This window comes from Natronocalculus amylovorans, from assembly GCF_023638035.1.
GTDB lineage: Archaea > Halobacteriota > Halobacteria > Halobacteriales > Haloferacaceae > Natronocalculus > Natronocalculus amylovorans.
Genome location: NZ_JAKRVX010000008.1, coordinates 22032 through 36988, shown reverse-complemented (window position 1 = coordinate 36988; position 14957 = coordinate 22032). Strand labels below are relative to the sequence as shown.

At 48.1% G+C, this 14957-nt stretch carries 12 protein-coding genes; 4 read left to right on the top strand and 8 right to left on the bottom strand.

The genetic code is table 11. From position 1 onward, the window contains the following. Positions 1-14: 14 nt before the first annotated feature. Positions 15-1763, top strand: a complete 1749-nt coding sequence (locus AArcSt2_RS14495) for a COG1361 S-layer family protein (protein ID WP_174654968.1) — start codon at positions 15-17, stop codon at positions 1761-1763. Next, positions 1764-4244 (top strand): efflux RND transporter permease subunit, encoded by a 2481-nt coding sequence (locus AArcSt2_RS14490; RefSeq protein WP_250585632.1) that lies wholly within the window; start codon positions 1764-1766, stop codon positions 4242-4244. A gap of 9 nt (positions 4245-4253) precedes the next feature. Here the strand turns inward: AArcSt2_RS14490 and AArcSt2_RS14485 are convergent, their stop codons facing one another. From AArcSt2_RS14485 to AArcSt2_RS14475, 3 genes are read right to left on the bottom strand one after another with little or no spacing between them, the layout of a single operon-like run. Beyond that, on the bottom strand, positions 4254-4505 hold the full coding sequence (locus AArcSt2_RS14485) for an acetyl-CoA carboxylase (RefSeq protein ID WP_174654966.1): 252 nt from the start codon (positions 4503-4505) through the stop codon (positions 4254-4256). Between the two features lie 40 nt (positions 4506-4545). Beyond that, complete coding sequence (locus AArcSt2_RS14480; protein ID WP_250585630.1) at positions 4546-5514, bottom strand: 5-oxoprolinase subunit C family protein; 969 nt, start codon at positions 5512-5514, stop codon at positions 4546-4548. After that, a complete protein-coding gene (locus AArcSt2_RS14475; protein WP_250585628.1) occupies positions 5511-6410 on the bottom strand; it encodes a 5-oxoprolinase subunit B family protein in 900 nt (299 codons plus the stop codon). Before AArcSt2_RS14475 ends, AArcSt2_RS14480 begins: the two co-directional genes overlap by 4 nt. Positions 6411-6544: 134 nt before the next feature. Here AArcSt2_RS14475 and AArcSt2_RS14470 point away from each other — a divergent pair, with 134 nt between their 5' ends. Next, positions 6545-7894 carry an acetyl-CoA carboxylase biotin carboxylase subunit gene (locus AArcSt2_RS14470; protein WP_425493671.1) on the top strand — a complete coding sequence of 450 codons (1350 nt, stop codon included), beginning with the start codon at positions 6545-6547 and terminating at the stop codon, positions 7892-7894. Positions 7895-7915: 21 nt separating this feature from the next. Here AArcSt2_RS14470 and AArcSt2_RS14465 read toward each other — a convergent pair whose 3' ends face one another. Next, complete coding sequence (locus AArcSt2_RS14465) at positions 7916-8671, bottom strand: LamB/YcsF family protein (protein WP_250585626.1); 756 nt, start codon at positions 8669-8671, stop codon at positions 7916-7918. Positions 8672-9558: 887 nt separating this feature from the next. On the opposite strand from AArcSt2_RS14465, the gene AArcSt2_RS14460 reads away from it, so the two are divergent. Further along, a complete protein-coding gene (locus AArcSt2_RS14460; RefSeq protein ID WP_250585624.1) occupies positions 9559-10812 on the top strand; it encodes an orc1/cdc6 family replication initiation protein in 1254 nt (417 codons plus the stop codon). 396 nt (positions 10813-11208) lie between these two features. Here the strand turns inward: AArcSt2_RS14460 and AArcSt2_RS14455 are convergent, their stop codons facing one another. The 4 genes from AArcSt2_RS14455 to AArcSt2_RS14440 form a co-directional block, all read right to left on the bottom strand. Then, entirely contained in the window at positions 11209-11790 is a 582-nt protein-coding gene (locus AArcSt2_RS14455; protein WP_250585622.1) for a DoxX family protein, read from the bottom strand. Positions 11791-12446: 656 nt separating this feature from the next. After that, on the bottom strand, positions 12447-13214 hold the full coding sequence (locus AArcSt2_RS14450; protein ID WP_174654959.1) for an IclR family transcriptional regulator: 768 nt from the start codon (positions 13212-13214) through the stop codon (positions 12447-12449). Between the two features lie 270 nt (positions 13215-13484). Then, on the bottom strand, positions 13485-13916 hold the full coding sequence (locus AArcSt2_RS14445; RefSeq protein ID WP_174654958.1) for a universal stress protein: 432 nt from the start codon (positions 13914-13916) through the stop codon (positions 13485-13487). Positions 13917-13961: 45 nt separating this feature from the next. Beyond that, on the bottom strand, positions 13962-14936 hold the full coding sequence (locus AArcSt2_RS14440) for an aminopeptidase (protein ID WP_250585620.1): 975 nt from the start codon (positions 14934-14936) through the stop codon (positions 13962-13964). Between the last annotated feature and the right edge of the window lie 21 nt (positions 14937-14957).

The following is a 14957-nucleotide window of genomic DNA, read 5'->3' as shown; positions in this document are numbered from 1 at the left end:
GCCGAAAGTAGCTAATGAATACGAATCGGGTGGTTGCAGTGCTTTTTATTGCGGTCTTCTGTCTCACAGCGGGTGCTGCGATCGTTAGTGCAAATGACACAGCAAGAGGCGAGCCGGATATTGAGGCGTATGCACCCGAAACAGCGTTTGTTCCGGGGGAGGAGGCCTCGCTTGATGTGACGTTTAACAATCGTGGGCATCTTCGCGATCGAGGACAAGATAACTTGGAGAATGACGTCATAACAGCACAATCTGCAACAGCAACGCTGCTCGCGGATGAAGACGATGTTCCGTTTGACGTGCGGACTGGAACCCAGCCGATCGGAGATATCGGGGAAGGGGTGACAGGGCCGATTTCGTTTACTGTTGTTCCGGATGCAGACGCGGAGCCTGGAGTCTATGAAGTTCCGATCGAACTGGAGTATCGCCACGCATACCGTGCAGAGCTCGATGATGGGGCAGTGATCCGAAGCGAGCGAGATGAAACCGAGGTAGTCCACGTTGAAGTGGAGATCACTGATGATGCCCAATTTGCAGTCGTCAATATTGATGGAGACATACAGGCTGGTGTTCCGGGCACAGTTGACGTAACGATGCGGAACGTTGCAGAACAGCCTGCTCGTGAGGCATCCGTCACCGCAAACCCGGTTGATGGGGATATCTCATTTACATCCGGAACGGGGGCCACAAACACATACGTTGAGGAGTGGGAATCTGGCGAAAATAGAACGTTTACATACAGAATAGATGCAGATGGTGAAGCAACACAGCGACCATCAACATTTGAATTGGATGTTTCGTACCGGGATGTAGAGGGGGCAGACACGTCTGCACGGACTGTTCGGACAGGGATTACCCCGCTTCCAGAGCAATCGTTCAGTGCAGCGTCGCTAAACAGTTCGCTTCGTGTTGGAGAGGATGGAACATTTGAGGTCCTGATTGAGAACGACGGGCCCCGTGCAGTTGATGACGTAGTAGTTGTCTTTGACAATGAGGCGCCGGCGATCGAGGGCGTTGTTGATCAGCCGCTCCCAGCAGATCCTAATGTGGTCCCACGTGAGACACAAGCAGCAGTTGGAACGCTCGGCGTTGGTGAGAATGCAACGGTAACGTTTGAAGCAGGAATTCGAACCGATGCTGCACCGGGCGATCGAGTATTAAATATCGCGACGCGATATCGGACTGTCGAGGGCGACCTCGCCGTCTCAGAGGTACTTGATGTGGTGACACCGGTTGCAGAAGAGCAGGATGTCTTTGCAGTATCACCAGCAACACCGAATGCAACAGAGCCAGCAAATGCCACGCCAGGTGAGACAGTTCGATATGATGTCGTCGTGCGAAATGATGGGGACGAGCCGATCGAAGACATCCAAGCGAAGCTCTTTGTTGATGATCCACTGGATACAGATGATGATGAAGCCTTCGTCACCGGGTTGGAACCGGGCGAAGAGACGACAGTGAGCTTTGCGATTGAGATTGATGATAGCGCATCGATCAAATCCTATGCTGCAAGTATCGACTTTAGATACACAGATCACAACGGAGATGAACAGCTCTCGGATACGTACCGGCTCCCAGTCGATGTCGTCAGTAGTGATGAGGAGGGTTTCCTCGCGCTCTTGTCCGATCCGATCGCGCTCCTCACACACCCAATCAGTCTGATCGGGATCGCAGTTGGACTTATGACGGCAGTGTATAAACGTGGACGTCTCACCGAGAGAATGCAGACACTCCGTACAAAAATCGAATCCTGGAATAAATAGATGCGTCGTACAACGCAGCTGTTTGCAAAGACAACAAACGTCGTCGTCGATCGGCGACGACAGGTTGCACTCATTTGTATTCTCCTGACAGTTGTGTTCGCACCAGGAATGGCGTTGCTTGAATCGGAAGCGGGCAGTGATCAGTTTGTTGATGATATTCCAGAGTCCGATGCGCTTGATCGTGTAAACCAACAGTTTGACCCAGCGTTTGGAAACAACGAACCGACAACACAGCTGATCCAACAGGATCAAAATGTTCTCGATCGGCGTGGGCTCTTATCCATGCTTGAGACCGCAGAACGGCTTGAAGACCGAGACGGATTACGAGTTGAGTCCGTTACGTCACCGGCCTCACAAGTAGCTCTGGAACTTGACCCGGATGCGGAAACGATTGAACAGCAACGCGAAGCAGTTGAACGGGCAAGCAACGGTGATATTGAACGAGCCGTGCAGGCTGCCGGTGACGATCCAACGTTCGGGAGTCTTCTCTCAAATGATTATAATAGCGAATCAGGAACTGCCTCCGCTGCGCTCGGTGTCGTAACACATAGTTTCCCCGCGGAAGCCGATCTTGCAGAGATTCAAACGGAAGCACAAACTGTTGCTGATCGCTCACCCGGTGAAATCACCGTCTTTGGAGGTGGCATCGTCGACAATGAATTTGAGAGCGTGATTTTTGACTCGCTTGCGATCGTTGTTCCAGCAGCACTGGTTACAATCTTAGGCCTGCTAGCATACGCATACCGCGACCCATTTGATTTTGTACTTGGTGGCGTTGCGCTCTTGATGACGGTTGTCTGGACGTTTGGCTTCACTGGCTATGCAGGCATCCCGTTTTCGGACATGCTGATTGCAGTTCCAGTGTTGCTCTTGGCGATCGGGATTGATTTTGGGATCCACACAGTGAATCGGTATCGCGAAGAACGAATGCAAGGAGTTGAGCCGGAGGCAGCAATGCGAACGTCGCTCCAACAGCTCTCGGTTGCATATACGATCATTGCTGGAACGACAATTATTGGATTCCTTGCTAACCTAACAAGCGATCTTGAGCCGCTTCGTGAGTTTGGAATCGTCGCAGGGATTGGTATTACATTCACCCTGGTTATTTTTGTCGGCTTCCTTCCAGCCGCGAAGCTCATCGTTGATGAGTGGCGAAAAAAGCGTGGGATCCCAGCGTTTGGTACGCAGCCGATCGGTGCAGAAGGCTCTGTACTCGGTCAGATTCTTCCAAGCGTAACCGCAATTTCCAGACCTGCACCAGCAGTGTTTATTGTCATTATACTGGTGTTGACTGGTGGAGCAGCAGTATACGGATCAGGAGTCGACACGACATTCGACGATGAAGACTTCCTTCCACCATCAGAAGAACCAGCATACATTCAGTACTTCCCTGGCCCACTACAGCCGGATGAGTACACCGTTACTGAGACAATTGATTTCCTCTCGGAAAATTTTGAGACGGCAGAAGATGATACAATAACGATCTATATTGAGACCCGGATGATCGACAACACTGCACTTCGGTCGCTTGAACGAGCAACGGTTGATCCACCATCGACATTTATTGAAGAGGATGGGCGTGCGCGGACCGATAGCATAATCGACCCGATCGAGGCATACGAAGCGGAGAATCCGGCGTTTGCACAGCTTGTCTCGGATTCCGCACTCGACGGTGGACAGCCAAATCGAAATCTCGATCGGATTTATGAGGAACTTCGAGACTCAAACTTTGCAGGCTTCACCAATGAGTATCTAACAGAGGACAACAGGGCAACCAGAGTCGTATATGAGGTACGGTCCGATGCCAGTGATGAAGAGATCACAGCAGATGCACGAGCGGTAGCCGATCGGTATCGAGGAAATGCAATTGCAACCGGACAGATAATCGTCTTTCAGGCAGTTGCAGACGAGATTTTTGAATCCGCAATTGTCTCGCTCGCGGCTGCAATTGGGCTGTCTGCGGTCTTTTTGATTGTACTATTTGGACTCTTCTTGGGACGCCCGTCGCTCGGGATTGTCACACTGATTCCTGTAACCGTCGCAATTGCAACACTCACTGCAACGATGCGCTTTGCAGGGATTCCGTTCAATGCGCTTACAGCCACGATTCTTGCAATTACGATCGGGCTCGGTGTTGATTATACCGTCCACGTGACTCATCGATTCCACGATGAATATGAAGAGACAGGTAATGTTGATCACGCAGTGACAACAACACTGAGAGGGACCGGTGGCGCACTCACAGGGACGATGGCGACAACTGCACTCGGAACCGGTGTGTTGGTGCTTGCGATCACGCCGCTTTTAGGCCAGTTTGGACTGCTTACTGCAGCAAGCATTATTCTCGCGTATATCGCTGCACTCGTTGTACTCCCCGCAGCACTCATTGTATGGGTGGCGATCGTTGATCAACGCTGGGAGCTGCTGCTTGTTGGAAAAATTCGTAATATACAAAATAGTAGTAATAGAAAAAGTAGCTGAAATAGGTAGCTATTCTTCAGTTTCTAAGACAATCAGCGCGTCTCCAACATCGATCGCATCTTCATTTTCGACAAGGATTTCCGAGACCGTACCATCAGCATCGCTCGTTACATCGTGGAAATTTTTCATTACACCGACAAGACAGACCGTCTCTCCTTTTGAAACGTCATCTCCAACCTCGACAAATGGGTCGTCAGTTGGGTCTGATTGTCGGTAGAATACGCCTGGCATCGGTGCGGTGATTGTATGTTCAGTAGACATTGGATGGTGTGTAATGGGTTTGGGAGTATGTTAATGGTACTTATTCCAGCGATTTACGAATCGCGGCGAGCGTTTCTTGTTGGGCTTTCCGAGCGGCGACTGCATCATCTACATTGACAGACTCGAAATAGAGTTCTTGGTGAGTTCGTTTCTGTGCTAGATAGCCGCGATCGACGCTAATAACGGTCCCAACAGTTGCGTAGCCACCTCCGGTAACGGCATCTTGCATGAGGACGATCGGCTGCTGTGGCACTTGTATCGATCCAACGGGATAGCCAAGATCAACCACATTTGATTGGTCAGTTCCGGCACCGAATGGCTGTTCGCGTTCGACAAACTCCAGTTCGGGCCCCTCAAGACGGTAGCCAACACGGTCGGCATCAGGTGTGACCGTCCATGGCTCAGTCGTCATTCGTTCCTTACAAGCATCCGTGAGTCGGTAATCACAGAGACCAAATACAACACGGATTGAATCGATCGAATCGTAGTCTGGGATATACTCGTCATCGACAGCACTGCCGATGCGATCAGTTGCTCCCTCCGGTGGTGCTCCAAGTGCCAGCTCATCGCCTTCTTCGAGCGAACGACCTTCGTATCCACCGAGTCCAATGAGCGTGTACGTCGATCGGCTGTCCATCAGCGGCTCAACATCAATACCGCCAGCAACGGCAAGATACGATCGTGCACCGTTGCTTGCGTACTGAATATCCAGTGTTTGACCCGCTTCGACTGAAACGGCTTCCCACATGTTGATTGGTTCGTCGTCGATCGTTGCAGCCATTGTCGCACCACAGAGAGCAACGACACGATCCTCATCGAACTCAAATGCACCGCCTTGGTAGGTCATTTCGATCGTTGCCGCGTCTTCGTCATTACCGACGAGATAGTTTCCAACACGATGTGCAAATGGATCCATCGCACCGGATGGCGGCATTCCAATATGGTACTGTCCAAAGCGACCCAAATCTTGGACGGTCGAAAGAACACCAGGTCGTGAGACGGTAATCATCCGCGCAGCACCTCCGTTAACATCTCATTGTAGCCATGTGGATCTGCAAAGAACTCCTCTGGAGAGAACGAAACGGACTCAATTGTATATTCGTAGGTTCCCGCCTCAATCTGTTCACGTATCTCATCGTACTCGGTTCGATCGATTCGACGGAAATCGAGAATGTCTCCTGGCTGTGGGAATACCATAGATTCAGCAAAGTCAGCGAGGTTCTGATCAGTATCTAAGACCTCAAGCGGAGTTCGACCGTAGAGTTGATACCCACCAGCGCCTTGCACAGGATAGATTGCAGTGAATGCCCCACCGTATCCAACGGCACGAGATGGCGTATCAGTCCGTGGTTGGACGTATTTTGGGACCTCGATCTGCTCATCTTTCGGGACCATCTGGAAACACCATGGCAACCCGGGAACAAACCCAACCATGGTTACCATATGTGGTGCGCCCGCGTGCGCGTCAATAAACTCATCAACCGAGTCAAATCCATTGAGCTGTGCAGAGTACTCAAGATCTGTTGCATCCGGGTCTTGGTGATTATCTCGAAAGCGCATGAGTGTCTCATGCGTCCATTCATCCTCGTAGAGCACTGGGAAATCAACAATACGTGTATCCCACTGGTACTCTGAGAGGTCGGTCTCTTCTGCAACTGATTTCAGCGTCTCAACAACTGTGTGTGGATCAATTGTTTCGGGCTCAAATCGAACCATGTACGACGCGTTTGCAGGACAGATTTCGAAGATTCCATCAATATCCTTTTTTCGAAGCTGTTGGGTGATCGCCATTGCTTCAAAATTCGCATCAAAGCTCATCGCTTCGTCTAACTCAACAAAGACGTGATCATCACCGCCAAACTCATACCGTGGGTCCGGAAGTGTCACTCGTTCAATTGTACTCATGGGTTATGTGGACAATCAACATGAAGTGATGTATAACTGCCGGATAGTATTTGAGATATAGGATACCATCCAATTTGACGGTACTTCATCATCAGACATGCCACTTTATTAAATAGAATCGAATACAGTACAGTATGTTTGAATCAGTGCTGATCGCAAACCGTGGTGAGATCGCAGTTAGAGTTGCCCACGCTGCACGGGAGCTCGGTGTTCGATCGGTCGCAATCTACAGTGATGCTGACGAAGACGCAAAGCACGTTCGTCATGCTGATGAGGCGTATACTGTTGGGTCGCCAGTCCCAAAAAAAAGCTATTTGGATGCAGATGCGGTGTTTGAGGTTGCACGGGAAGCAGATGTAGATGCGATCCATCCCGGCTATGGGTTCTTTGCAGAGAACGCACGGTTTGCAAAACGTGTCGAGGAAAGTGAATTTACATGGATTGGTCCATCAAGCGACTCAATGCGGGAGCTTGGTGAGAAAACAAATGCGCGTGCAGTCATGCAAGAAGCCGGAGTTCCCGTAGTTCCAGGAACGAAGGAGCCGATTGCAGATGTTTCAGAAGCCGTTGACTTCGCTGAAGAATACGGCTATCCGATCGCAATCAAAGCAGACGGTGGCGGCGGTGGAAAGGGATTGTATGTTGTTGAGGAAGACGACGATATCGAATCGAAGTTCGAGACTGCAAAACGAGAGGGTGAAGCCTACTTTGACAACAGTGCCGTATACGTAGAGAAATATCTGGAGAATCCAAAGCATATTGAAGTCCAAGTAATCGCAGACACTCATGGTAACGTCTGTCATATTGGAGAGCGGGACTGTACGATCCAGCGACGGCAGCAGAAGCTGATCGAAGAAACACCAAGTCCTGCGTTAGATCCACAGCTCCAGACAGAGATTCGTACGGCCGCTCGCGATGGGCTGAAAGAGGCGGGGTATGTGAACGCCGGAACAGTCGAGTTTCTCTTTGCTGATGGTGAGTTCTATTTCCTAGAGGTAAATACCCGTATCCAAGTTGAGCACCCAATTTCTGAGATCGTCACGGGTGTTGATTTAGTCAAAGAACAGCTCCGCGTCGCTGCTGGAAAAGAACTGAGTTTCGAACAAGCGGATATTGAGCCACGAGGTCATGCGATCGAGTTCCGATTGAATGCAGAGGACCCAACGAATGATTTTACCCCAATGCCAGGGACGCTTTCGGTGTACCGTCCACCAACTGGAATCGGTGTTCGTGTGGATGACGGCGTCGATCAAGGTGATGCAATCAGTCCGTTCTATGACTCCATGTTTGGGAAAGTAATTGTACACGGTCGATCGCGTGAAGAAGTGTTACAGAGAGCAGCGCGTGCGCTCTCTGGAATGGAGATTGAAGGTATTCCGACGACGATCCCATTCCATCTGGCGATGATTCAAAATGAGACGTTTGTACAGAACGAGCACACGACGACGTTCGTTGACGACTCATTTACACTCACGACTGAGTAACCTACGTAACGTAACTCGTTGTTATGCTGATGGTGCAGCGATATTTATACCGTGTTCATCTGCTGCGTCGTGGATTGCCTCTAGCAGCTCAACTGCATTTGGACCGTCTCCATGAATACAGATCGATTCTGCTGGAACATCGATGGTGTCGCCATTTGCTGCTTCTACTGTTCCTTCTGTCGCAATCTGGACAAACCGGTCTGTGACTTCATCCGTTGGCTTCGGTGTGAGCTGCTTTTCGACGATTAGGCTTCGATCGGGGTTGTATCGGAGGTCAACATACCCTTCGAACACTGCGGTAAGCTCATCATACTCCTCAGTAACCTCGTAAATATGCATGTCTGTGGCAAGATATATCAACGATGGATCAACATCGAGGACCGCTTCCATCACTGCTCGTGCATGCTCCGGGCTCTGTGACAAAAGCGAGTACATCGCACCGTGGGGCTTGACGTGTTGGACGTCAAGATCGGTAGCTTTTGCAAAGCCGATCAGCGCTCCAAGCTGATAGGTGACGTAATCGGCAACCTCCTGTGGAGTGACATCTATCTGTCGGCGCCCGAATCCGATTTTGTCCGGGAACCCAGGATGAATACCCAATGCAACGTCGTGTTCATTTGCTAGGTCAACGGTTTCGCGAAGAACGTGTGGGTCACCAGCATGATATCCACCAGCGATGTTTGCGGACGTAATATACGGCATCACCTCCGCGTCGCGGCCCATCGTCCAGTTGCCGAAACTCTCCCCCATATCACAATTAATGTCGATTGTTACCATACAGAATATATTCGACGGTACGACAAATATACGTACTGCCTGCGGAAGGAAACGCAGTAAGTGAATTAGACAGGAACCACCTCAATTGTGTAGGACACCACCATGTCCGCTGTTACCGGAGGGATTTGCCGGGGAACTGCGGACAAAGTGGGGTGGGTTCGAGTTGACAAAAGAGATAACACCGCCGCGTCCGGAGTAAAATGGCGTTTTAGACCTCAAATAATGGATTTAGAATAGCCGACTATTTATTTCATGTAGTATAAGATAGATTAAATATAACACACCACGACGTCCGGAGTTGTTGGGCCGAGATTTCCAAGAACAGCGGACAGAGTGGTGTGTTGAGAAGTATAATAAAACACTGTTGAGACGAAGAGCTCTAAACAGACCGTAGCTCAGATCGAGGAATATAACGGGTGAACCAACGGACTAAGAGACATTATAGTATTGACTAAGCTGTCACCCTTACGTTCTTGATCGATTATATTCGTGAAAATACACACAAATATGTATACCAACACACTCCCCCCACTTTGTCCGCTGTTCTTCGTCGAGAGTGTAACGGTCAAAAAACTCTCGGAGATATTTTCCGGAAGTTTGGGATACACACTGTAAATACTGATGGCTTGAGTATGAATTAACTCAACAATAGTAGTTGAATTAATTCGGTAACTGCCATACGGACTAACTCAAACGCTATCAATAAAAAGATTATGCTTGTACTAAATATCCGTGCAACTTTTCAGCTACCTACACTTGTTCGGGTTAACAGCGGACAAAGTGGAGGGGGTGTGTTTGCCGTTTGTTTATAAACAAACAGAACAGCGGACACTGCGGACACGGTGGTTTTATCACACACGTCGTAGATACTACATGTACGATCGATAATGGGACTATTCGAACGCGATACAGAGGTCTACAAAGACCGGGACGCGCTCCGGGAAGACTACCAACCCGAGAAGCTTGTTGGTCGTGATGAAGAGATCCAAATGTATCAAGCCGCCCTCCAACCCGTCATCAACAGCGAACAGCCGAACAATATCTTCCTGTACGGCAAAACTGGTGTTGGAAAGACTGCTGCTACGAAGTATCTACTTTCACACTTAGAAGATGATGCAGAACAGTATGATGACATTGATCTCAATCTTATTTTTCTCAACTGTGATGGGTTGACATCATCCTACCAAATCGCCACACGACTTGTTAATGAGCTACGAGACGAGGCAAACCAAATTAGTACAACCGGGTATCCTCGTGCGACAGTGTATGAGATGCTTTGGTCAGATCTCGATAATCTTGGGGGAACTGTGATTATTGTTCTTGATGAAGTTGACCATGTTAAGGATGATTCTATACTCTACCAACTCCCGCGTGCGCGAGCAAACGAAAACCTTACTGAGGCAAAAATCGGAATTATTGGGATCTCAAACGATTTCTCCTTCCGTGATGATCTCTCTCCAAAAGTAAAAAGCTCGCTCTGTGAACAAGAAATTCACTTTCCAGCATACGATGCAAGCAACCTGAAACAAATATTAGAACAGCGCGCAACTGTCGCGTTTCATGAAGGTGTATTATCGGATGGGGTTATCCCATTGTGTGCAGCGTACGGCGCGAAGGATGCTGGTGATGCACGACAGTCGATCGATCTTCTAATGAAAGCAGGCGATTTAGCACGAGAAGAAGACACCTCAACTGTGACCGAAGATCAGGTTGAACGCGGACGTCGAGCGCTTGAGCGTGGCCGTATTGAAGAAGGTATTAGCGGCCTTACCCAGCACGGCCATCTTGTTTTATACGCGCTCTTAACGCTGGATCTTGAGAATGAGACGCCAGTCCGATCGCGAGACGTTCGCCCTCGTTATACCCGATTTACCCGACTTGCACAGCGAGATCCACTTGTGCCACGTCGAATGCGCGATCACCTCTCTGAACTTGCGATGCTTGGAATCGTTTCTGTTACTGAACGAAACGAGGGACGTCGCGGCGGAACCTATCGTGAGTATGCGATCGATATGGATCTCTCATTGATTATTTCTGCGCTTGATGATATTATCACTGAAGTTGGTGTCCATGATTCGCTCTCATCATATCTCGACACAGCAAACGAACCGCAAATAACCGGCACGCTCGCGGACTACTGAGGGTAACGGACTACAGGGTTTTTTGCACGATCGTAATTCTATCATCACCTGATTACGCATTGTTTTCAACGTTGAGTTACTCCGGACATGGTGGTGTTTACACACTGATTTCGTAATATGTAATGTGTAAATCAGTCAATATTTTTGCGTCCGTCAGTACCCATCCCCTTGAGCTCAACAATCCCTTCCACTACAGCGCACTCGATCGGTTGGATCGGGATTCAGCTGGTGATTCGAATGGTGTTCGGATTATATCGATTAGCTCATAGATGAGTTGATTTTTGGACACGCCTGTATTTGAGCCACCAGTGACAAATCAGCCGCAGCACTCATTGACAATCTTTACCAACATTATGTCCATCTGAAAGATTGGGTTTTAACAGCGATGATGTTCTGTTACCCGAGGAAGTAGCGAAGCCACGGGTTTTGTTTTACCACTTGAGTCTCTTCGAGATAGCGATCGACACCGAGAATACGACCAGCACCCCATGCACCGAGTCCGAAGAGGAGCAGCAAGTAGACAAATGAGCTATCAATGAAGTAACCGTTTTCAACAGGGAACCCAGCCATGAGTCCACCTTGCCATGCAGCGGTCCAGAAAAACAGCATTTGTAGTCCACCCATCATTGCGGCAAATCGGAAGAACGCACCAAAGAGCAATGCTAGACCGATAAGTATCTGGCCAAAAATGACGAGTGGATCAACGATCGCCCCATACTCTGCAAAGAACAAAAAGAGGCCTTGTAATGGGTTTGCATCGGCGATCGCATTCTGTAAGAATCCGGCCGAGGACCACGCTAGCGGATCACTGATCCCCCCTGTAAGAAGTTTTTCTAACCCTGCTTGAAGAAAGACCCATGCGATCACTACACGTAACCCAAGCATGGAGTATGCAAGCCACGTTTCCGAATAGTTGAAATGTACCTCTCGTCCTAGTAGCTCGGACTGAAGCGTTCGTTCTGCTGGTTGATTTGACATTGTAATCTAACCTCAATTGGTAGTTCAAATGCTACCCATGAATAGTCACAAGCAGATTCTTTATACCTGAGAATATGCTAGATTAGCAAAATATTCCAAATACACCACACAAATAGTAATACAATATACTGACATTAGTAGTGTTAGAAATAATATATGAATTGACAGTGAACCAAATCTGATCTACATAATCTCTTTCAGTTGTTGCTTCATTATTTCGTGATACGGTTCTACAAGTACACAATTAATAACGACAACTGAAATAAGCATAATTTTTAAAAATCCCTATATTTTATGAAAATAATAATTTATTATATCAAATTCCACCGATTGGAGGCGCATTACGTTTTTCGAAAATTATGAGCGTGTGCCGCTACACGATCTGCACCGATCGATCAGAGTGCTTCTGAATATAAAATGACACGTCCTAACAAAATTGGATTATACATATCCTCAACTACTGCGACTCTCTATTCGTAGGTTTCATTCATATATGAATCTTTATATTTACTATGACAAAATAAATATACTTATGTTAGAACACGACATTCGCAGAAGATCGGTCTGTATGTTCTGCTACGGTAAACAGGAAAAAAGGTAACTGCCCCGTCGTGTAGGGCATTACACACATATTGGTGTAATGTTTTGTTTCCTACCTACTGATTGTATTTGATATTGAGTTCCAACTCATTTGCAACCCCAAGCAGTAGTTTTGGTATCTCTTTGGTAAACCGATCGCCCATCATTCGGTGGGCTGGCCCTGACACACTGATACCACCAATTAGCTCATCATTTTTACCAGTAACTGCAGTTCCAACTGCGTGAAGGCCTGGTGTTGACTCTTCTTTGTTGAATGCGATCTGTGTGTTTCGTATCTCTGTAAGTTCTTTTCGTAGCATATCTGGATCCGTAATTGTCTGGGGTGTAATCTGTTCTAGCCCTCCTCCGGTTAGAATCTCCTCACGCTCTGGTTCTGGAAGATTGGCAAGAATCGCTTTCCCTGCTGCACTACAATGAAGAGGGCCTTGTTTCCCGATATGGCTGTCCGTTTCGACTGCATTCTCGCCAACTGCAGTGTGAACATAGATCCGCCGCCCGTTCTCTTCGATGACGAACTGTACTCGCTCGCTCGTTTCCATCGCCAGATCTTCGATTTTTGTTTTCGCCATTCGATATTCGAACTTCTTATGCTGGAGATACCCACCGATCGATAAAAACCGCATACCGAGGGCATATTGATCACCGCTCTTTTTTACAAAATTATGATCGTGCAACGTCGAGAGGTGTCTATGTACCGTACTTGGAGCAATATCTAACTCTGTAGCGATCTCTGTCACTCGTGCTCCTTCTTTCGGTTGGAGTGCTTCGATAATTGCGATCGTTGTTTCGATCGACTTGACGCGATTTGAGGTGTTATCGTTCATAAATTTTGGTATGGGACCAATCAATAAAACATTCCCTATTACGGAATATCCTTCACACAATGGATATATTACAGCCTTAAATGGTTGTAAATAATATTCGATCTGAGGTGCTACATTTAAAATTCCTCAATACGGAATATATAATGATCGTACATTATATTGGTTGGTGTCGATAGTAGTTGGTGTCTGCGATATTGCTTGAATTACCTGCGGATGACGATCGAAAATTTCTGATACTATACCAAAAATCAGCACTAAACTGAAAATCCCTCAGTTTCCGCTTTCTGAAAACACAACAGGACACGGCGCTGAGAGTAGGATCGACTGTGCCTCACTTCCAAAGAGCGCCTTCCCGATTGGTGAGCGTTGGCGACCACCGATCACAATGTAGGACGCATCAATCTCTTCAGCGTATTCCAGTACTTCTTCATCAACAATACCAATTCGACCAACAGCAACATACTCTTCTACGACACCGTCTGCAATTTCTGCAACTTTTGATTCGGCATATGCTTTGATCTCTTTCGGTGACACTGCTTCACCTTTTGAATCGACATGATCTGTCTCTATTTGGCGGAACTCTTTCTGACTAAGAACGTGTACGATATGCAACTCTTCATCGAATGCTTGCGCTAGTTTCTCAGCTTCATGCAGTAGCTTGTTGTGTGGCCCTTCACGGTCCACTGCGGCAATAATAACCATGCGTACTGCAGTAGACGCTAAAAGATAATATAAACTCTGGTTGTACTAGTTTAATGCGTCTTCGACGATCTGCCCGTTGTCTACGACGACAACACCGTCGAGCTCGACTGTCGGCGTTCGTACAACACCATCAAGGTGGATTGAGCTTTTTAGGGTGCCTCCAAGCGACTCATTATCTCCGACTGCAAAATGAACTGTTCCGGCGAGTTTCTTATCCTCAGCAAGGTTTCCGATCAGTTTTGCTTTTGGATTTGTTCCGATCGCAAACTCGGCAATGTTTCCTGCGTTTTCATCGTTTTCATCGATGATTTGTTGAAGCTCATCTGCTTGTGAACCGCCTGTTACATCAGTCACGAAGCCGTCTCCAACATGCAGCGTAATCGGTTCATCGAGTTGCCCGATATTGTCCATCGATACGTCGATTACGATCTTTCCGTTTGCAGTCCCTTCTTTTGGATGAGTTGGTGATTCTCCCGGTGGGAGTGTTGCGAAGCCATAGTTTTCGTGGAAGTACCCGTCCAATGAGAACGCAGAGCACCCTTCAACACTGAATGTAATATCGGTCCCTTTGTCGCTGGTGACGTGCACATCGCTTGCAGCGTCAAGAACGTCACGAACTGCTTCAGTTCGGCGTCGAAGCTCTTCGAAATCGACGCTCATTGCACCTTCGATCATCATATCGTCAGTGACACTTCGGAGAATACCGAACCGCGTTCCGGTTTCAGCAGCTTCGAGTCTTGAACGGGTGTGTGTGATCGCATGTGTGGTACACGTAAACACGACATCCGCAGATTTCATTGCGTCTGCAACGGTTCTCGGTGGTTCGTTACCGTGGCTCTCCAACAGTGGCATAATCATCGTAATTGATTCTGCCCCTGCAGCACTGACCGCAGTTGCGATACTCTGTGCGACCGTTTTCTTTTTTGCATCACCCAATACAAGTACTTCCTCACCTGGTTGAACATCGAGACATTCGTTAACAATACCAGTTGCAGCATCAGCCATTTCTACTTCTAACATATCTCGTACATCTTCCCGTTC

Coding starts and splice junctions, on each gene's coding strand:
- AArcSt2_RS14460 (WP_250585624.1), top strand. CDS start 9,559: ATGGGACTATTCGAACGCGATACAGAGGTCTACAAAGACCGGGACGCG.
- AArcSt2_RS14495 (WP_174654968.1), top strand. CDS start 15: ATGAATACGAATCGGGTGGTTGCAGTGCTTTTTATTGCGGTCTTCTGT.
- AArcSt2_RS14490 (WP_250585632.1), top strand. CDS start 1,764: ATGCGTCGTACAACGCAGCTGTTTGCAAAGACAACAAACGTCGTCGTC.
- AArcSt2_RS14450 (WP_174654959.1), bottom strand. CDS start 13,214: ATGAACGATAACACCTCAAATCGCGTCAAGTCGATCGAAACAACGATC.
- AArcSt2_RS14480 (WP_250585630.1), bottom strand. CDS start 5,514: ATGATTACCGTCTCACGACCTGGTGTTCTTTCGACCGTCCAAGATTTG.
- AArcSt2_RS14475 (WP_250585628.1), bottom strand. CDS start 6,410: ATGAGTACAATTGAACGAGTGACACTTCCGGACCCACGGTATGAGTTT.
- AArcSt2_RS14470 (WP_425493671.1), top strand. CDS start 6,545: ATGTTTGAATCAGTGCTGATCGCAAACCGTGGTGAGATCGCAGTTAGA.
- AArcSt2_RS14445 (WP_174654958.1), bottom strand. CDS start 13,916: ATGGTTATTATTGCCGCAGTGGACCGTGAAGGGCCACACAACAAGCTA.
- AArcSt2_RS14440 (WP_250585620.1), bottom strand. CDS start 14,936: ATGTTAGAAGTAGAAATGGCTGATGCTGCAACTGGTATTGTTAACGAA.
- AArcSt2_RS14455 (WP_250585622.1), bottom strand. CDS start 11,790: ATGTCAAATCAACCAGCAGAACGAACGCTTCAGTCCGAGCTACTAGGA.
- AArcSt2_RS14465 (WP_250585626.1), bottom strand. CDS start 8,671: ATGGTAACAATCGACATTAATTGTGATATGGGGGAGAGTTTCGGCAAC.
- AArcSt2_RS14485 (WP_174654966.1), bottom strand. CDS start 4,505: ATGTCTACTGAACATACAATCACCGCACCGATGCCAGGCGTATTCTAC.